Source organism: Hydrogenovibrio thermophilus, assembly GCF_004028275.1.
GTDB classification, from domain to species: domain Bacteria; phylum Pseudomonadota; class Gammaproteobacteria; order Thiomicrospirales; family Thiomicrospiraceae; genus Hydrogenovibrio; species Hydrogenovibrio thermophilus.
Map to the genome: position 1 here is coordinate 1,932,161 of NZ_CP035033.1, position 18,566 is coordinate 1,950,726.

Annotated in this window: 22 protein-coding genes; 2 read left to right on the plus strand and 20 right to left on the minus strand. The window is 50.1% G+C overall.

The window, feature by feature from the left end; translation table 11 throughout:
* Nucleotides 1-5: 5 nt before the first annotated feature.
* From chrA to EPV75_RS09135, 20 genes are all read right to left on the minus strand, one after another.
* Nucleotides 6-1,250 (minus strand): chromate efflux transporter, encoded by a 1,245-nt coding sequence (chrA, locus tag EPV75_RS09040; protein WP_128385166.1) that lies wholly within the window; start codon nucleotides 1,248-1,250, stop codon nucleotides 6-8.
* A gap of 84 nt (nucleotides 1,251-1,334) precedes the next feature.
* On the minus strand, nucleotides 1,335-2,339 hold the full coding sequence (locus EPV75_RS09045) for a LysR family transcriptional regulator (RefSeq protein WP_128385167.1): 1,005 nt from the start codon (nucleotides 2,337-2,339) through the stop codon (nucleotides 1,335-1,337).
* A gap of 97 nt (nucleotides 2,340-2,436) precedes the next feature.
* A complete protein-coding gene (locus tag EPV75_RS09050) occupies nucleotides 2,437-3,063 on the minus strand; it encodes a BMC domain-containing protein (protein WP_128385168.1) in 627 nt (208 codons plus the stop codon).
* Nucleotides 3,056-3,670 carry an RdgB/HAM1 family non-canonical purine NTP pyrophosphatase gene (rdgB, locus tag EPV75_RS09055; RefSeq protein ID WP_127119405.1) on the minus strand — a complete coding sequence of 205 codons (615 nt, stop codon included), beginning with the start codon at nucleotides 3,668-3,670 and terminating at the stop codon, nucleotides 3,056-3,058. The genes EPV75_RS09050 and rdgB overlap by 8 nt, the downstream gene beginning before the upstream one ends.
* 9 nt (nucleotides 3,671-3,679) lie before the next feature.
* On the minus strand, nucleotides 3,680-4,048 hold the full coding sequence (locus tag EPV75_RS09060; protein ID WP_127119404.1) for a hypothetical protein: 369 nt from the start codon (nucleotides 4,046-4,048) through the stop codon (nucleotides 3,680-3,682).
* A 322-nt stretch (nucleotides 4,049-4,370) separates the two neighbouring features.
* Nucleotides 4,371-4,670, minus strand: coding sequence for a hypothetical protein (locus tag EPV75_RS09065; RefSeq protein WP_127119403.1), 300 nt, complete (start codon nucleotides 4,668-4,670; stop codon nucleotides 4,371-4,373).
* Between the two features lie 12 nt (nucleotides 4,671-4,682).
* Nucleotides 4,683-4,943, minus strand: coding sequence for a 4a-hydroxytetrahydrobiopterin dehydratase (locus EPV75_RS09070; RefSeq protein WP_029938601.1), 261 nt, complete (start codon nucleotides 4,941-4,943; stop codon nucleotides 4,683-4,685).
* Entirely contained in the window at nucleotides 4,940-5,488 is a 549-nt protein-coding gene (locus tag EPV75_RS09075; protein WP_029938602.1) for a ferritin-like domain-containing protein, read from the minus strand. Before EPV75_RS09075 ends, EPV75_RS09070 begins: the two co-directional genes overlap by 4 nt.
* A gap of 52 nt (nucleotides 5,489-5,540) precedes the next feature.
* On the minus strand, nucleotides 5,541-5,846 hold the full coding sequence (locus EPV75_RS09080; RefSeq protein WP_029938603.1) for a BMC domain-containing protein: 306 nt from the start codon (nucleotides 5,844-5,846) through the stop codon (nucleotides 5,541-5,543).
* Between the two features lie 103 nt (nucleotides 5,847-5,949).
* Nucleotides 5,950-6,243 carry a BMC domain-containing protein gene (locus EPV75_RS09085; protein ID WP_029910948.1) on the minus strand — a complete coding sequence of 98 codons (294 nt, stop codon included), beginning with the start codon at nucleotides 6,241-6,243 and terminating at the stop codon, nucleotides 5,950-5,952.
* Between the two features lie 28 nt (nucleotides 6,244-6,271).
* Nucleotides 6,272-6,562 (minus strand): BMC domain-containing protein, encoded by a 291-nt coding sequence (locus EPV75_RS09090; protein WP_029938604.1) that lies wholly within the window; start codon nucleotides 6,560-6,562, stop codon nucleotides 6,272-6,274.
* Nucleotides 6,563-6,594: 32 nt separating this feature from the next.
* A complete protein-coding gene (locus tag EPV75_RS09095) occupies nucleotides 6,595-6,849 on the minus strand; it encodes a carboxysome peptide B (RefSeq protein WP_029938605.1) in 255 nt (84 codons plus the stop codon).
* Nucleotides 6,830-7,102 (minus strand): carboxysome peptide A, encoded by a 273-nt coding sequence (locus tag EPV75_RS09100; RefSeq protein WP_029938606.1) that lies wholly within the window; start codon nucleotides 7,100-7,102, stop codon nucleotides 6,830-6,832. The genes EPV75_RS09095 and EPV75_RS09100 overlap by 20 nt, the downstream gene beginning before the upstream one ends.
* 27 nt (nucleotides 7,103-7,129) lie before the next feature.
* Nucleotides 7,130-8,701 (minus strand): carboxysome shell carbonic anhydrase, encoded by a 1,572-nt coding sequence (locus tag EPV75_RS09105; RefSeq protein ID WP_128385169.1) that lies wholly within the window; start codon nucleotides 8,699-8,701, stop codon nucleotides 7,130-7,132.
* A 29-nt stretch (nucleotides 8,702-8,730) separates the two neighbouring features.
* Entirely contained in the window at nucleotides 8,731-10,728 is a 1,998-nt protein-coding gene (gene csoS2, locus EPV75_RS09110; protein WP_128385170.1) for a carboxysome assembly protein CsoS2, read from the minus strand.
* A gap of 59 nt (nucleotides 10,729-10,787) precedes the next feature.
* Nucleotides 10,788-11,129, minus strand: a complete 342-nt coding sequence (locus EPV75_RS09115) for a ribulose bisphosphate carboxylase small subunit (RefSeq protein ID WP_029938609.1) — start codon at nucleotides 11,127-11,129, stop codon at nucleotides 10,788-10,790.
* Nucleotides 11,130-11,174: 45 nt separating this feature from the next.
* Nucleotides 11,175-12,590 carry a form I ribulose bisphosphate carboxylase large subunit gene (locus EPV75_RS09120; RefSeq protein WP_029938610.1) on the minus strand — a complete coding sequence of 472 codons (1,416 nt, stop codon included), beginning with the start codon at nucleotides 12,588-12,590 and terminating at the stop codon, nucleotides 11,175-11,177.
* Nucleotides 12,591-13,067: 477 nt separating this feature from the next.
* Entirely contained in the window at nucleotides 13,068-14,165 is a 1,098-nt protein-coding gene (locus EPV75_RS09125; protein ID WP_128385171.1) for an MBL fold metallo-hydrolase, read from the minus strand.
* Nucleotides 14,166-14,219: 54 nt separating this feature from the next.
* A complete protein-coding gene (locus EPV75_RS09130; protein ID WP_128385172.1) occupies nucleotides 14,220-14,618 on the minus strand; it encodes a hypothetical protein in 399 nt (132 codons plus the stop codon).
* A gap of 215 nt (nucleotides 14,619-14,833) precedes the next feature.
* Nucleotides 14,834-15,427: a TetR/AcrR family transcriptional regulator gene (locus EPV75_RS09135; protein WP_128385173.1), complete on the minus strand. Its 594-nt coding sequence runs from the start codon at nucleotides 15,425-15,427 to the stop codon at nucleotides 14,834-14,836.
* Between the two features lie 430 nt (nucleotides 15,428-15,857).
* Between EPV75_RS09135 and EPV75_RS09140 the strand changes: the two genes are divergently transcribed.
* Together EPV75_RS09140 and EPV75_RS09145 are read left to right on the plus strand one after the other, a co-directional pair.
* Nucleotides 15,858-17,315: a cytochrome c gene (locus EPV75_RS09140; RefSeq protein WP_128385174.1), complete on the plus strand. Its 1,458-nt coding sequence runs from the start codon at nucleotides 15,858-15,860 to the stop codon at nucleotides 17,313-17,315.
* Nucleotides 17,315-18,562 (plus strand): hypothetical protein, encoded by a 1,248-nt coding sequence (locus EPV75_RS09145; protein ID WP_128385175.1) that lies wholly within the window; start codon nucleotides 17,315-17,317, stop codon nucleotides 18,560-18,562. The genes EPV75_RS09140 and EPV75_RS09145 overlap by 1 nt, the downstream gene beginning before the upstream one ends.
* Nucleotides 18,563-18,566: the final 4 nt, after the last annotated feature.

Sequence of the window (18,566 nt, forward strand, 5' to 3'; positions counted from 1 at the left end):
CGATTTTAGCCCGAAACAAACGACACCCAACTCCAATAAAGCGCGATATTGAGCGGCATCAACCAGACGGCCGGCCATTGCCATTTGAACAGCAATACCAGATTCAGCGCCACCAGCACGCCGCTGGCCCAGTCCACTAATGCATGCGGTAGAATCGGCACCACCAACGCAAACAGCAGAAAACCGACCACCCCGGCTTGCACCGCCACCAAACCGGCTTGCACCCGTTCCGAGGAAGTGAACGCTTGGTAAAACGGCAAAATGCCGATAATCAATAACAAACCGGGCAGGAAAATCGCCAGCGTCGCCACGACCGCGCCGAGCCAACCGGCCATGACACCGCCCAAATAGGTCGCAAAGGTAAACAGGGGGCCCGGCAAGGCTTGCGCCAAACTGTAACCGGCCAGAAATTGCGATTCGGTCACGCGCCCGGTTTGCACCCACTCCAATTCCAACATGGGCAGGACCACATGTCCGCCGCCGAACACCAGTGCACCGGCACGATAAAAGCCATCTCCGATCGACCAAATACGCTCGTCCGTCCATGCCAATAATGGCAAAATTCCCAATAAGCCAATCGCTAACACGATCAAGCTCCAGCCGGTCTTGATGGATAGCCTGCGCGATTCAAACGCGGGTGTCCGTTCGCCCGAATCCACCGAGTTATGAGAGGTCGCCACCGCCGCTAGAAAACCGAAACGGTGTTTGAAAAGCGTGCCGATGATGCCCAATCCTAACAATAAAACCACCGGTGCCCACACCGACGGCCAAAGCATCAGTCCGAGCGCTGTCAGCAACGCCAGGAGCCTAAGTGACCAGGCCTGGCAGAATTGCCGACTCATCTGCCAAGTGACCTGAATGACAATGGCGGCGGCCACCAGCACCAACGCATGCCAAACCGGCTGCCAGGTGTCATCCAGCCAGAACCAGCCGTACGCCAAACCCAACATGATCATGGCCGAAGGCAAGGTAAAACCGACAAACGCGGCGACGGCACCGGGCCAACCACCGCGTTGATAACCGATTAAAAACCCCAATTGCGAACTGGAAGGCCCGGGCAAAAGATGACACAAGGCAATCCAACGCGCAAAAGAGCCGTCATCAAACCAACGCTGTCGAACCACAAACGCTTGATGAAAAAAACCGATATGAGCCGCCGGGCCACCAAAACTGGTCAAGCCGAGCTTTAGAAACTGTGTAAAGATGGAAACTGTAACGGCCCAACGGGCCAAAAAGACAGGCAATGACATGCCGGGCAAATCCTCAACGACAACATAAACGATTCATTTAAGCGATTCAGTTTACCGGCCGCTGAGACAGTTTGGATGACAGTTTTATGAGGATGCGGACTTCAAAGGCCCCGCAGGTTTATCCAATGCCGGTTTTTCATCCATATCCAATTCCAGGTATTGGTCGCCATGAGCTTGCAAGAACTTCAGGAATTCTTCCGCCAATAACGACAGTGACTTGGTTTTCGGATAAACGATATTCCATTCCTTGTGAATCGGAAAACCTTCCACATCCAGCTTGGCGATTCTCGCGCCCGGGCTAAGCAGGTCCAATGCATGCTCGGACACACAAGCCACGCCCAGTTCTCCCATGACACAATGCTTGATGGCTTCGTTGGTTTCCAGCATCATGCGCTCTTTCACCGTCAAACCGTGTTGCGCGAACAGGTCTTCCACCGCCGAGCGAATGCCGGATCCTTTTTCACGCATGATGAAAGGTTCCTTTGCCAAACGCTTCAAACTGACCTTGGTGCCCACCAATTCATGGTTGGCGTGCGCGATAATGACCAACGGGTTGGGCGCGAACGGAATCGCCTCCAGATCCATGTCCATGCTCGGTACCTGACCGAGTATGTATAAATCGTCCAGATTACGATCAATACGTTTCAGAATGGTATTACGGTTGCCGACCTTGAGGCTCAGTTCGATGTCGGGATATTTTTTGCAAAACTTACCCAGCGCGACCGGCGCGAAATATTTGGCGGTGGTAATAACCGCAACGCGCAGACGCCCCCGTTTCAACCCACGGAAATCGTCCAGCATGATTTCCAGATTGGATAACTGATCGATGATACCACGACAGCTACACGCCACCTCTTCACCGATTTCGGTCAGGAAAATCTGCCGCCCCACCTGCTCGTAAAGCGGCATATCGATGGCTTCCGCCAGACTTTTAACCTGCGAGGAAACCGTCGGTTGCGTCAAATACAACTCTTCGGCGGCACGCGTAAAACTGAGATTTCTCGCCACACACTCAAACACTTGAATTTGCCGAAGGGAAGCATGCCGAATCAAAAAATTTGACGTGGCCTTATTTAAATGTTCACTCATTCCCACCCCCAATATCACCCCAAACGATTTAAACCCTATCCTAAAAACGGATTCAAAAAACTAATTTATTGTTATGAATAACATAACGTTACGATTATTACCGGTTATCCGGCCGGCACTGTAAACCTTCCAAAGCCCGCGTTGCGGCACGGGCGGCTTCATTGATATCCGCTTCCTTACCACACATGATCAGACGACCATAAGCCCCGACCGCACGCGCCTCGACCAAGGTCACATTGGACGCCTTTTCCGCTTCGTTGGCCGCATAAACGATGTACCCGGCCGGTTCGGTTTCCATAATGAACATGCTTTGTCCGGCCAACGCCATCGACCCGCGACGGTTATCCCGGTTAATCAAGGTCGCATGGTCGGCGGTAATGCAGCGTATGGTTTCATTCCACATCACCAGACATTGCTGGCGATCAAATTCATGTGTTTGTAAATGCTGCAGAATCCGCTCGCCGGATTCCAGCACATCGCTTTGCGTGCGATGGTGAATCACCATCGAACCGTAAGCCCGCTCCACTACCTGCTGCGCCAAACGTACATTGGAGGCTTTCAAGGCAATGTCGGACAAGCGGTGCACCGCCATCCCCGGTGCCACTTCCACCCACAGGCACGCATCGCCTTCAACCGGCAGAAAGCCCATGGAAGCCGTGGCCATATACGAAGCCAACTGCGGCTGCAAGGCGTCCAAAAAAACATAAGTTCTGAGCTTAATCATAAAAAGCGTTCGTCTCCAATTGCGTCATCACCGAATGAATCGCTTGCGTGCGATGACTCAAACGTATCTTTTCGTCCAGCGGCAGTTCCGACACCGTTTTCACCAACGCCGGAATCCACATGACATCGTCATAGCCGATACCCTGCCCCGTTCGTGGCGATTTCAATATCTCGCCGTACCAATGACCGATGCCAATCACCGGCATGGGATCGCACTCATGCGATACATACACTACGGCACAGGAATAACGGGCCTTGCGTTCGCTGAAGTCCCTTCCATCCAAATCGTCCAATAACTGACGGACATTCTCTGCTTCCGTCGGTTTATGGCTCCCTTGCGAGGCATAACGCGCGGAAATAATACCGGGGAGCCCTCCCAAGGACGCCACCTCCAAACCCGAATCGTCCGCCAGAGCCGGTAATCCGCTTTTTGCACTGGCAAAACGGGCTTTTTTCAAGGCATTCTCCACAAAGCTCAAACCGTCTTCCTCGACCTCTCCGTCAAAAAAAGTACTTTGTGCCAGCGGCTCCACACCGTATTGCCTCAATACCGGTGCCATTTCCGCGACTTTATATGGGTTGCCCGTGGCTAAAACCAAACGTTCCATAAATTCGCCCTAGGCAAAATAACTCGGCGTCAACACGTCCACATTCGCTGTGAACACCGTCAATTGATGACTGCCGTCCAAATACACATTCAATTCGTTATACAGTCGGTTCAGCCGTTCTTCGGCCACCACCACCAAAAACAATATTTGCCCGGTGGTTTCATTTTGTGCGGGTTTGACATCAAACGCCGTCACTCGGCTCACAGATACCTGTTCAAACAAGGCGCGCAAATCGTTTTCCAATTCGCCGTTCGCCACGATGTGCACCAGTTTTTCGCAACAGGTTTCCACCATATTCAATCCTCCGTCGAATTCCTGAGAAGGATTGCCATGGCTCGGACAACTCCAGGACTCTGCATTTGCTTCATGCCATTTCATATCTGTTCGCCATCTCTTTTGTTCGTACTCAATCCGATCCACCGACCAAAGGCCACATCGTGAATCCTCTTCATCGCGACGTCATGTATTCCATTACGATGACGGACGCTTTTTTCCTGAACTCCATGCTAGTGAAATCCACTCGACATGAAAAATTGATTTTTCAACTTGCAGCCATAGACTCGAATCAATGAATGCCTGGCCGACACATGCACCCCCGGCTTAAGTTTTCCGATCGCACATAAAAAAACGGGCAGAAAAATCTGCCCAAACGACTAAGACTAACTAACTTAACGAAATACTTAAAACGTGATACGTGACACTAGTCCGGCCACACGCGTCGACTCGGAAAACGTTTGACGGCTTCCGCAATGTGCTCCTGCCCGGCATTGCCGGAACCACTGGATTTTGCAGGTGGTTCCTTCTTCCGTGCAGGCGTCGACTTAGCGGCCGGCTTAGAAGCCGTCTTCTTACTCGTGGTTGCCGGCGTCGATTTTTGAGATGCCGTCGCAGATTTTGGGGCCGCTTTAGGCGTCGGTTTTGAAACCGGTTTTTCCGCCGTGTCCGTTGACGTCGGTTGAGCCGCCGTCGACGGCTTGGTTTTGTCTGATGGGGTCGTCATAAGACTCTCCTTTTAATGCAGATTAACGCGACTGAAACCTTCATCAATGCCATCCGCCAGCGCAAAATCGACATCCTGCAACTCTTGCGCTTGGGAATAGATGATGACCGACACATGCTCACGACCAAAACTGATGTTCGGGTGGTGATTCAGATGCTCGGCTTTTTCCGCCATATCGTCGAGAAAGGTCCGTAGGGTTTCGAAATCCTCGAATTCAAAACGGGCCTCTAAACTGGCGGGTTTCTTTTTGAGCTTCCATCGTTGTTCGTTCATACAAAACTCCTATTGGGCTGTTGCTGCATCATCAAAGATCCATAATATTCTTCCAACCAGGACTGCACTCTCACAAGCTGAGATTGCTCTTCTTCCAAAAGCCGGTTAAACAGCATCAAATCTTCTTGAGCACCAAAATTGGCGCAATATTGTGAAGCTTCCGAATAAAGCTGAATAAGAGCCATTTCCCTTTCTTCACAACTTCTCAGAGCTTCAACCATATTGGTTGCCGGTCCAGCCGGACGTAAGACACTCCCCGCAGGAAGGGCTCCTTGTGCAACCATACGATCCGTAATCAAGTTCGCATGTTGGAACTCTTCATTTGCCAGGGTCACAAACCCTTCGGCATATGAAATTTCTTGGCGAAATTTCGCCAGCGAAGCCTGTGCGAGGTAATGCTGACCGGCCGAAAATTCCAGGCTCAACGCTCGCCCCAAATACCCCAGGATTTGACTGTTTGCAACAGCCGTCTGTGCCTGGGGGATTTGTGGGTATGCGCCTGCTCCTGGCATTACGGAACCGGGCATTCTTTGTGAATAACGCATTTTTCCCTCCTAACTTCCAAATGAGGGTTAAAGACTAACCCTCGACATTCAATCAGCTACGGGTTGCACCGTTACCAATTGTCAAAACAGGTTCCACTTCTTTGTGTGGACGAGCAATGATGTGCGCGGCTACCAGACCGTCACCAACACGTTCACAAGCGTCTGCTCCGGCACGAACCGCAGCGTTAACCGCACCGGTTTCACCACGAACCATTACCGTGACATAACCGCCGCCAACAAACTCACGACTGACCAGGCGTACTTCCGCCGCTTTCGTCATCGCATCTGCTGCTTCAATCGCTGGCACCAAACCACGGGTTTCAATCATGCCCAGTGCAATTCCATATTCCGTACTCATAGCCTTTCTCCTTAGAGGTAAAAAGAATTGTTCCCGCATCAAGCCCCTAAACATTAAGTGTTTCGGGGTACTTTCTGTTTAGAGACTTTTAGCGAAAGACAAATTACTTACTTTCAATTGTTAAAACAGGTTCCACTTCTTTGTGTGGACGAGCAATGATGTGCGCGGCTACCAGACCGTCACCAACACGTTCACAAGCGTCTGCTCCGGCACGAACTGCGGCGTTAACCGCACCGGTTTCACCACGAACCATTACCGTTACATAACCGCCGCCAACAAACTCACGACTGACCAGGCGTACTTCCGCCGCTTTCGTCATCGCATCCGCTGCTTCGATCGCTGGCACCAAGCCACGGGTTTCAATCATGCCCAGTGCAATTCCATATTCCGTACTCATAGCCTTTCTCCTTTAATAAAGAACTAAATTACTTTTGATCAATTGTTAAAACAGGTTCCACTTCTTTGTGTGGGCGAGCAATGATGTGCGCGGCTACCAGACCGTCACCAACACGTTCACAAGCGTCTGCTCCGGCACGAACCGCAGCGTTAACCGCACCGGTTTCACCACGGACCATTACCGTTACATAACCGCCGCCAACAAACTCACGACTGACCAGGCGTACTTCCGCCGCTTTCGTCATCGCATCCGCTGCTTCAATCGCTGGCACCAAACCACGGGTTTCAATCATGCCTAACGCAATACCGTAATCACTCATAACTTTCTCCTTTGAGTTGCTCACTTTAAAACTTACTTCTGTTCTGGTTGCCAATCATCGATGATGCCGCCAACCGTTAAATCCGTTAATAATCGTTTGTCTCCTGCCGCGTCTCTCGCCGCAGAATTGGCGATGGTAAACACCCAGTCACCCAACTTTGTTCCAACGGGATCCATCGCCACAAGTACTTCGCCTGTCTGGCTAACCAGCGCTTTGATCGGAAGATGACCTAACCCTTCCAAGCGACTGGTCAGAACCAGCTCTTTTTTAACTTGTAGTATCTGCATCCTCTGGCACTTCCCATTTATCGATAATTCCAACGATGGTTAAATCACTTGGATATCCTTTTACACCTGTCGCATCTCGGGCCGCCGAGCTACCACAACAAATAACCCAATCTCCCGGCTTGCACCCCACCGGATCAACCGCTACTTGAGGGGTACCGCCATCTTTTTCTCGCACCACCAGCAGAGGCTTGTGCTCCATCATGGCGATGCGATTGGTCGAAACGAGTGTCTTATCGACTTTATAAATTTTCACCTTCTACTCCTTTCTAAGCAGTGCTTCTCAAGCTGAAAAATCTGCCAGGCTGGGTAGTCTTTCCGCTGGCTGACAGCCGGTAAAATCTCTTAAGGTCGGCATGGTTTGCAACAAACCGGATGCCGACAATTCCTGATAACGGTTGTGCAATGCCTTTTCGATTCTCACCGCTTTGGCTTGCGCTCTATCTTTAGAGCCTGGAACGCGTCCGTCGTAATCGCAACGGATGATGATCGGAATCGGTCGCCCTTTTTTAACGTTCAGACCTTTAAAAATCTTGATACCGACATCCACATCGTTCACACCTTCTTCCACCGTATCGAGGAAGCTGTAATAACTCAGATTGCGAAGTTGCACTTCTTCGAAGCCGTTACCGACGCCGATAAACCTTTCCGCATGACCGATATCGCTATAGCAACCGTTTTCATATCGGTTGACATAGGCCAGTTGCGAGAAATTGTTCGCAATCAACCAGGCAATCAGGGTATTCACCCCTGGCTGAGGTGCGGTAGAGCTTCGATTCAAATTGCAATCGTCGATTGCGTGCTCAATCGCTTGCTTCGCCTGGTCTGCCGACAGGTCAGCGGTTTGCTGATATAACTGGTCGGTTTCCACAAAACGCTGCAAACACACCTTGCCTTGCTCGTTAGGGATATGGATTTTCAAACTGTCGTCGTCGGTATTCATTCCGATCAACAAGGTTTGAACACTGGCACCACACCCGAAACGGTTTTCAATTGCCTGCCTAAAATCCTTGAGCTTTGTCAATGCAGCCTCCGCTGCTTTTTGGTCATCACTCCCGTGTGCGGCACAACCTTGATGGGTCGGGTCGGCTTTCGAAAAGTGATATACCGCAATCTTTAAATAACGCGTCGGTTCTTCAGCCGCATTTGGCTTACCTTCTCTGAACCGCGTGTGTTCAATAAACACCCAGTTTCTGACACTTTCACTGATATCGAATAATGAACCCGCATGGGCCTTTCTTCTCACAGCGTCATAAGGCAGTCTGAGTACATAACTGACTACATGAGCAAGACGTCCATCCGCACAAGGCGCAATGCCTACTGCGTGAAACCCTGCTTCTTTAAAAATACGTTCGGCTTCTTGTTTTCGCTGGCCCATTAATGGGTCATTGATATAGAAGTCTTCCGACATTCGAATAAATTGTGCAAAGAGGATTTTGGCGTACAGTTTCTGAAACGCTTTCTGAGATTGAAAATTCAATTCAGATTGCCAATCGTCTTCTGTCAGCTTTACACCCAACTTTGCAAACAACGTTTGGTTAGCCCAAGCCACAAAGCCCGGTTTGCCCTGCTGCGTCAAAATGTCTTTCAAAACGGCTTCGATATCATCAAAACGTGCCTTGATATCCATTTCATAGCGACGCAACAATTCATTTTGAGCCTCGTTAACCAAAACATGAGTGCCGGTCATTGCCAGAGTTGTATCAACTCTGTCCTGTCTTCCGATTTCATCCATCGTATCCGCTACAACCGTTGAACCATGAGCAGTCGGCTTCTGTTGTTGCCACAAAGGATTCGATGGAATCGGCTTCCAGAACAATGACTTTTGACGATAGTTCTTTTTTGTAGAATTCATCTAACACTCACACTTTCGTTACACAATCATTAAGCTCTAGCACCGCCCGACAAAGTCACTTTCGCGCCCGTGTCGGTATTACCGGATGACCCCGTAATCGGACTCATAGGTACTTCGGCATTGGCCCCTGGCGTAAACTGCGCAGCCGCCATAGGAGACTGTTTAGCTGTACCACGAACCGACGCATTACGCTGTGCCGCCCAAGGTCCATCCGTACCGGTTACTTTGGAACCTCTGTCCCATCCGTCACCGGTAATTCTCGACCCTTGTTCCGGCGCTGGCTCAGCCATGGCCACCGGAGCGGCTTGTGCTTGTGCTTGCCCCAGCATCATCGGAAAATCCGACTCGCCCGGTGCGGCGGCATTGTTAGAGTCACATACCATGGCCGTTTGATCCTTGCCTTGATAATGCGTCCCGGAAACCAATTCACAAGCACCTTTTTGTGCACCTGTTAGTCCCTGAGGCCCCGGTTGAACACCTGAAATGGATGGGTTAGCGCCTTGACGCTGCCGAACCTTTATTTCAGTTTGCTGATCAACCGAACACAATTGTGTTTGCTCAGCGCCCGTATAAGGTGTGCCGGTTACCGCTTGACAATCACCCGTTTCCGCGCCGGTCATACCGTAGTAAGCACCGCTGCGTTCCCCTGTGACCTTTTGACCACGGCTGGTTCCAGAAGCCGTTACCTTAGTTGCGGTATCCGTTGCCGGCATTTGACATAAAGTCTCAGCTTCTTCGGCACTTTGATAACCGGTTCCTGTAACAGACTTACAAGTTCCTGCGTCACCGCCAGTCACCGCTTGCAAACGACCAACCTGCGTTCCTGTCGTGGTATTGCCTTTTGCAGTTTGCGAAGGCATTACCTTTTGAGGTGCTTTCGCTGGTGTTTTTGGCTTGATCGTTGTCGATTGAGACCGACGATTGTCGCCACCGGTGATTTTTTCACCACTTTTCTGCGCCGGCTGAGACATCACCGAAAATCCGGTTGCCTTAGCTTTTGCAGGGGTTGCACCACAGTACATTTGGCTTTGGTCTGCCGGTAAGTACTCGGTCCCTGTAATGGATGAACAAGTCCCTGTTTCGTTACCCGTCATCTTCTCGGCACGTCCGACTTCCGTTCCGCTGACACTTTGACCACGAGTGGTTTGTGTCTGCGTGACTTTTGCAGGCTTCGCCTCCGGTTGAGAACCACAGTTTGTATGGAACTCTTCCGAACCCAAATACTCCGTGCCACTCACCAATTGACATGCACCGGTTTCGGCACCTGTCATTTTCTTTTCACCTTGACCGACTTGCGTACCGGAAACAGCTTGACCGCTTAAGGTTTGTGACTCGCCTACTTTTTGTGGCAAAGACTCGCTATTTCTCGGTTGGCGCATGGGGCGTGAACCACCAGTTGAACAGGTTTTGCCTTTAGCGCATTTTTCTGCACGAACTTGTTTTGCAATTTCGCGTGTCGATGCATCCGGGTTCGCCAACTTGGCTTTCGCACCAGATTGACTTGTTCCTTTGGATTTAAAGGCCTCCTGTCCAGCTTTGCCTTTAGCTTGTGCCTGACGGTATGCCTTCGATTGAAGGCGTCCGCTCGGTTGCACGGCCACTTCAGGTTTTACCGCTTTACGGCGTTCTGAGCGAGCTGCAGGCTTAGGTGTCTTAGACTGACGAGGTTCCACAATCGGCTCTTCCGGTTTTTGCTTGGCTTTCGCCTTCTGACCAGGGCGAGACGTTGACTTAGCCGCATCTGCCGCACTTTTCCCGTGCTTCTGTTGCTGTCTTTTCTGCTTCGCCGCTTCACGACCTGCCGCGGACGCCGGAGTTGGCGCTGCAGCAGAGACTTGACGACGAGAGCGAGACGGCTTAGAAGCAACCGGAGTAGGTGCAGGCGCCGCCGTTGTCGCAACCGGCTCGGGTGTGGATGGACGCTGACGAGTCGCTGTCGAAGCCGACGACTGTCCTCCCTTCCCTTTTACCTGTGATTTTCGGCGTGCAATCGCTGCGGCTCGACCGCTTTGAGCATTGTTACTCATGCTAAAGCCTCCTTTTCGTCTTGATGACTCGTTTAATCTCGTTATTCGTTCCGTGCGAATTACATTCCGCGAGGACGGTAAACTACAAAGTTGTGCCCTTGGCACTGAGTGTAGTTGTCATATCCGATCAAACGAATCAAGTGGTTTGGGTAAGCGGCGCGACAAGCGTCCAACTCAACCAACACTTCATTTGGATCACGTGTACCAAACAATGGCAACTTCCACATTCCCCAGTAATGCGCTGAGGCATTGGCCGGATCTTCATGCTCTAGAGCTGGCGTCCAACCCTGGTTGATGATGTAAACAATCTGATCGTAAACTTCATCCGCATTGAACTCCGGTAAAAACGAGAAGGTTTCCAACGTGTACTGAGTACGGTAATCATCTGTTTGCATTGACATTTTTATCTCCTTGTATTGTTAGGATTCATTCAAATAAGATGCGGCTTAGCCCACATCCAATTTGTCAACGGTATCGAACTCGAACTTGATTTCTTTCCAAGTCTCCAGAGCGACTGCCAATTCTTTACTCGTACGAGCCGCGTCTCTCAAGATGTCTCCACCCTCTCTTTCCAGGTCACGCCCTTCGTTACGTGCTTTAACACAAGCTTCCAACGCCACACGGTTAGCTGCCGCACCGGCTGCGTTACCGCCTGGGTGACCTTGCGTACCGCCACCGAACTGAAGAACGGAATCGTCACCGAAGATATTCACCAATGCCGGCATATGCCATACGTGGATACCACCGGACGCCACGGCCATAACACCTGGCATGGAACCCCAATCCTGATCAAAGAACACACCACGTGAACGATCTTCCGGAACAAAGGCTTCACGAAGCTGATCAACGAAACCAAGCGTTGAAGCACGGTCACCTTCCAACTTACCAACAACCGTACCGGTATGTAGGTGGTCACCACCTGACAAACGTAGACACTTAGCCAATACACGGAAGTGGATACCATGGTTCGGGTTACGGTCGATTACGGCGTGCATCGCACGGTGAATGTGCAACAACATGCCATTCTCACGGCACCAGTTCGCCAACGTCGTATTGGCCGTGAAACCTGCAGTCAAGAAGTCATGCATAATGATTGGCTGACCCAGTTCTTTAGCGAACTCGGCACGCTTCATCATTTCTTCAACGGTACCGGCGGTAACGTTCAAGTAGTGACCTTTACGCTCACCGGTTTCCGCAGTCGCTTTATCAACCGCTTCGGCGACGAATTCAAAACGATCTCTCCAACGCTGGAATGGTTGTGAGTTGATGTTTTCGTCATCCTTGGTCAAATCCAGACCACCGCGCAAACATTCATACACGGCACGTCCGTAGTTCTTAGCGGAAAGACCTAGTTTTGGCTTGATGGTACAACCCAACATAGGACGACCGTATTTGTTCAACTTGTCACGCTCAACTTGAATCCCGGATGGTGGTCCACCACACGTTTTGATGAATGCCATTGGGAAACGTAGATCTTCCAAACGAAGTGAACGTACGGCTTTAAACCCGAATACGTTACCTACCAATGAAGTCAATACGTTTACAACAGACCCTTCTTCGAAAAGATCCAACGGGTAAGCGATGAATGCATAGAATGCGTTCTTGTCACCAGGTACATCTTCGATTCTGTACGCACGACCTTTGTAGAACTCCATGTCTGTCAACAAATCCGTCCAAACTGTCGTCCAAGTACCCGTTGATGATTCTGCCGCTACAGCTGCTGCTGCCTCTTCACGCGGTACACCTTCTTGAGGGACAACTTTGAAACAAGCCAATAGATCTGTATCCAGAGGCGTATAATCTGGTGTCCAATAAGTCAGCTGGTAATCCTGTACACCAGCGTCAAACGTTTTACTCGCCATAAATGCTCTCCTTGTTTTTGGAGTTGAAATAAATTCAAGTGCAATATTAGTGCGCCAACCTATAGGTGACTAATTGAAAGGCATGATGATTAGAATTGACGATAATCAATGCTTTGAAAATATATCCTTACTTTTCAATCACTTAAAAACCATTGATTTTTCTTAAAATTCAAAATGAAAGGGCTTTTTTTTTAATTGAAGGGTTTGACGGCCACATAAAATCCATCCCAATGAGGGTGAATCCCCATCCAAAAAGCGACCAGGCCTGGTCAAAAATGACCCTATCGAAAAGCGGTTCATCCCGATAGGAAAGCTTGGAACAAAATGCGGTAAAACACCATTCCAAGATGGCTGGTATACAGTCCTATACGGAGGCTGTAAATAAAAAAGGCCCCATCATGGAGATGGAGCCTTGAAAGGTTAGTCACGGTTCACCCTAAATCCGACTGTCGGTGCGGATGAACCAACCTCTTGACGTTACTCGAAGTTTTCACCTAAATCACCGCCGGTCATCTCTCGGTAAATATGACTGGCGTTGTTTCGATGGGTCTGCTCGAAGACCGGACGATCTTGGTACATTGACTGGTCGATTTCCAAAGCGTCCTCTTCCACACCATCCCGGTCGATGATTTTCTGCACTTCGGTTTGCATATAGGTCAAATAATCATACGTATCGCGTTTGATGGTCGCCATATCAGTCGGCGCACCGTGCCCCGGAATCACTTTGACATCGTTGGGCATCGCGGCCATCATCCGGTCGAACGACTCCACCCAATGCAAGGTGTTGGTGTAGGAGAACAATGCCAGCATCCGGCTATTATAAGCCAAATCCCCGGTAAGCAACAGTTTTCGACTCGGCACATACACCAATGTCGACCCCGGCGTGTGTCCCGGCCCGAAGTTCAGCACCTCGACGGTTTCTCGGCCGCCGACATCCACGGTCAGCTTATCTTCAAAGGTGGTGAATTGATCCGACACGTCACGTGCCGAATGGGTGATTTCCCTTCCCACACGAGTGGACCAATGTTCTTTGATATGGGCAAATCCTTTATGGAAATCGTCATTGGCGCGTTTGTGCGAATACAGGTTCTTCACGCCCACATCCACCCAATAACTCGCTCCGAGGTAAGCATGTCCCTGGCTGTTTTCCACGGCCACCCATTTCACCGGCTTATCGGTATAGGAGCGGATCATTTTATGAAACGCCGCGGCCACCGCAGGGTTCGGCCCGGCATTGAAGACAAAAACGCCGTCTTCAAAAATCATAAACGTCAGATTGTTGTTCAACCCGTAATTGGATGGATTATGCCAAATCAGACTGCCGACCACGGTATACACTCCGTCCATGACTTTCACCGGCTTCGGTAAATACACCGTCGGACCAATGTAACCGGCCTTGCGTTCGGTTTTGACCACTTCTTGTGCATAGCCGCTGTAAGTGGCGTCTCCGCCCATTTCCTTGGCATAGATTTCAAACCCCATCACATACGGGTCTCCGGTTTTATCCCCTGCGGCCAGGGCCGCACAGGACATGAAACCAGACGACAAAATCAACGTTGATAATAAGTGTCGCATAATATTTTCCTTTCAAATACGTTCAATCAATTCACTCTTTAAAATCCGTTTTATTCAGGCTTTCTGCACCGAGCCGTCCACCGGTTTGGAAAAGAAGGTGGAGCGAATCAATCCCCAGCTGAAGCGCTCGGAGTGATTCCACGGCATCAGCGACATGAAACGCGCCAGGAAGCAATAGTCGAAGAATACCATCGCGGAAGTGCCCAAAATAATGAGGTAATACAGGAAGAACAACGGCGGATACAACGCGACCAGCAACAGTGCCAGATAGGCCAAACGCACTTGCACGGGGAAGGCTTTTACATCCGGAGTACGGGCATAGAAATGCACCACCTGTATCACGTTGAAGACAATCGCCGCCTCAATGCCATAAGACACACCCGCCACACCGGCAATCAACAGCGCATCCGTAATGGCCCAATACCACCAAATCAAATCCATCTTTAAAGTCATTTTCGCTCCTTGAGGTTTATTGTGAGAGCTTTGCACGAGATGGATGCACGGCTAAAAATGGCTAAAATCTTCCTGAATGTCGTTGAAAAACTCGTTAATAGCCAGCTATTAACTTCATTTTCCGTCTAATTCAGAAAAACTTTATCTCATTTTTTACTCGCGCCCCACTCGTGCAAAACTCTCATTGTAAAAATATGTTCATCGAACTGACGCCATCATTCCGCCGCCAAAGCCCGCCAAGCCGCCTCGGTCAGCTCGTCGAAATGCGTCATCAACGGTGTGCTCAAGACACCGTCCAAATACAGTTGAATCAAACGCAAAACGCTGCCATAGGCAATGGACGATGCCACCATCACATCCATTTGTCGCAATACACCGGTTTCCTGTCCTTCCAGAATGACGTCCCGTAATGTCATAAAAGGTTTCGCCGAGCAGATCGGTTTCACCGACGGCATGAATTCCTTGTGGCGCGCATACAAAATAAACTGCTCCACATCCGGATAGGCTTCCGCAAAACGCAACATCCACTCCACCAAGGCGAAATAACGCGCTTTAACCGTTTGGTGCCGCGCCAAAATATCGGCCTGCTCCGCTTCGATGGTGGCCAGCAAATGGTGCATCAACTCCGTGGCCAGCGCTTCCTTGTCTTTAAAGGCATGGTAAATCGAACCGGTGCTGACACCGGAGTGCTCCACCAGGTCCGGAATCGAGGTATTGAAAAACCCTTTTTCCACGAACAAGGTCAATGCACTTTGCAAAATACGTTTCTTAGACGGACTGATATCGGAAGCATCGAAAAAATTCGCCATGCATTCCTCCTTGAATTAATTTAGAATAATTATTCTAGAACATTCATTCTAGTTCCAATCAAAAAAACTGATTGGGGTAAAAAAGAAGTCTGCGTTTTGATTCCAAAAACGGTAAAAACCTTACAAAACAAGAGGTTTAAAAATAGACTTAATGCAAGAAAAGGGTTTTATTGTATGTACATTTACCTATAATGAATTTTGACCTTTTCATTGAAATGTGAAAAAACCATGGAGGCTTTGATTCAAGTGTGACGCTAGTCTTTCCATAACCGATTGATTCTTAGCGCATTTCACTTATCATTAAAATTTATACACCCATAAATATAAATATTTTCTAATTCCATAAACCACGTTGAATATTTAAGATTGCCGCAAAGCCATAACTTAGGCTTATATAAGATAAAAGATATTAATATCGAGGAATAGCAAGATGGATTTAATCAGCTTATATCCAACCTGGTACGAACCAATCGTCGGTTCGGGCTGGGTGGTTGCGCTTATCGCAACCTTTCATGTGTTAGCCTCCCACACTTCCGTGGGGGCCGCACTTCTCTTTGCCTACCTGTCTCACAAAGCCTACAAAGAAGACCGTGAAGACTTGCTGGATTTCATCAAGAAATACGGCCTTTTCCTATTGGTCTTCACCTATGTGGCCGGTTCCATAACCGGTCCGGGCATCTGGTATTCGACCACCGTCGCCAGCCCGAATGGGATCGGCGCGCTGATTCACTCCTTCGTATGGAAGTGGGCCACCGAATGGGTCTTCTTCGTGATCGAAGTGGTCGGTGTATATATGATTGTGTATCTGGTCGGCAAAGTGGATAAGAAAACCCACATGAAGATTTCGCTGATTTTCGGGATTGCCTCTCTGGCCACCATGGTCATCATCGTCGGGATTCTGTCGTTCATGATGGTTCCGGGAAAAGAGATGTGGTTTGAAGAAGGCGGTTACCTGAACGGTTTCTACGGCACCAACACCTTTGCTCAACTGGGTATGCGTATGGCGTTCATGTTCACCATGACCGCGGTGGTCGGCGGTATCATCATCTCCGGCATCAAAGACCCGGCCTTCAAAAAGGAAATGGCGCGTAAATTGGGTTGGCTGGGGATTATCTCCACCTTGATCGGTGCGGCCATGTTCCAATGGTATATGACCTCCGTTCCAGGCCAAGCGATTCTGGTCATGGAAAACCGTTTGCCGGATTACTTCCAGGCCAGCATCATGGCGGTCTTGGCAGGTACCCTGGCGTATTTCATCATCACCATGCTACGTCCTCAAGTATTGGTTCAAGGCTTTGCCGGTGCCATGGCGGTCATCATTCTGGTGGCCGGTCTGTGGCCGGAGGAAACCGCACGTGAATCCATGCGTAAACCCTGGGTCGCCGGTCAATACGTTTACTCCAACCAGGTCGTTGGACGCGACGTCCCGGGTATGGACATCAAATCGCAACTGCCAACCATCGAAAAAGTCGGTATCCTCAAGGCGCACCCTTTTACGCCTGAACACCTGAAAGAAGTCAATAACGGCAATATGATCCAAGCCGGTGAATTCATCGCCATGACCTATTGTTCAAACTGTCACTCGCCAAGTGAAAGCGGCATTCGTCCGCTACACCGTTACTTCCCGGACGGCATCACGCAAGCACGCATGGAAGAGTATGTACGGGGTGTCCTCACCACCGGCAACATCGCTTACATGCCGAAAATGCCGATGCTGGAGTCGGAAGTCAAAGCCTTGTCGGCCTTCTTGGTCATGAACAAGGAAGGCGGACAAGCCGCCGTCACTGCGGCGATTGACAAAGAAATTTCAGACCGTGACCGTGCGTTGGCCATTAAACAAGCCGACGACAAAGTTGCACGTCTGACCGTTGAACAGGAGGGCAAATAATGGATGCTGCTCAAGTTGCTCAGGTTACTGAGATGATGTATGCCCTGCGTAACCCCGCAGGGATTCCAACCTATCCGATTGTTTTCATTGCGTTAGGGGTATTGACCTTCGCCATGCACATTTTCTTTGTGCAGTTGATGCTGGGCACCTCTTTGATTACGCTCATCGGCGCTTTCAGCCAGAACGCTTACTGGCGTCGCCTGGGCGCCGCCATGCTGGAAATCGCCAAGGTGTCCGTTTCGGTCGCCATTGTAATCGGGGTCGCTCCGTTGCTGTTCGTGCAGGTCACCTATGATCCGCACTGGTACACGTCCAACGTGCTGTCCGCCGACTGGGTCATCTCCTTTATCGTCCTTCTGATTCTGGCGTATTGGGCGATGTACTTCTATTACTTCCGCAACAACAAAGAAAAAGACAAAACTCTTCAGCCGAAATCACGCTGGTCGATGGTTGTCAGCTTGGCGTTGATGTTGGTCGTCGGTTTCATCATGCACAGTTTGACCAAACAAATGTTGCACCCTGAACTGTGGCAAGAATGGTATATGCAGAACGGCACCCTGGACTATTCCGGTTCCCAACTGCATGCCTTCAGCCCTTGGCGCTTTGCGTTCTTCATCAGTTTGGCGATTCCGGTTGCCGGTGCGATGTTGGTCACCTACCGTCGCTTTAAGTCGGTGCGTGAAGATGCCGATCACGACTACTTGAACTGGGCGGCAAGCGTCGGCAAAAAATGGATGCTGGCCGGTTCGGTGATTTCAACCGTGCTGTACATCGGTTGGATGATGACCTTACCGGAAACTGCCGGCAATTTCGCCACGTCCTTCTGGGGTATCCTCGGTGGCGCCGCGGTTCTGTTCTACGGTATTTGGGGCTTGATTCGTCTCAGAGGCGAAGCCCGCATCTGCAGCTACATGGCCTTGCCAATGGGCCTAGTGGTCGGTTTGATTGTCGCCATCTCACGTGAAGTGTTGCGTTACGACATCCTGAACGGATTCTTCAACTACAGTTTCTTCGACTACAAAGTGATTACAGACTGGTATTCCACCGGCTTGTTCTTCCTGACCTTTGCGATTGTCGGCGGTAGCGTCTTGGCTTACTTCCTGACCATCGCTTGGAAAGCCGGGCAAACCGTCGGCGTTTACACGCCGGGCGAAACCGTCAATAAGATGGGCACCATCGCAATTTGGATCATGACCCTGTGGATGGTCCAGTTCTTTGCGGTTGGCTTCTATATCTGGTCACTGTAAGGAG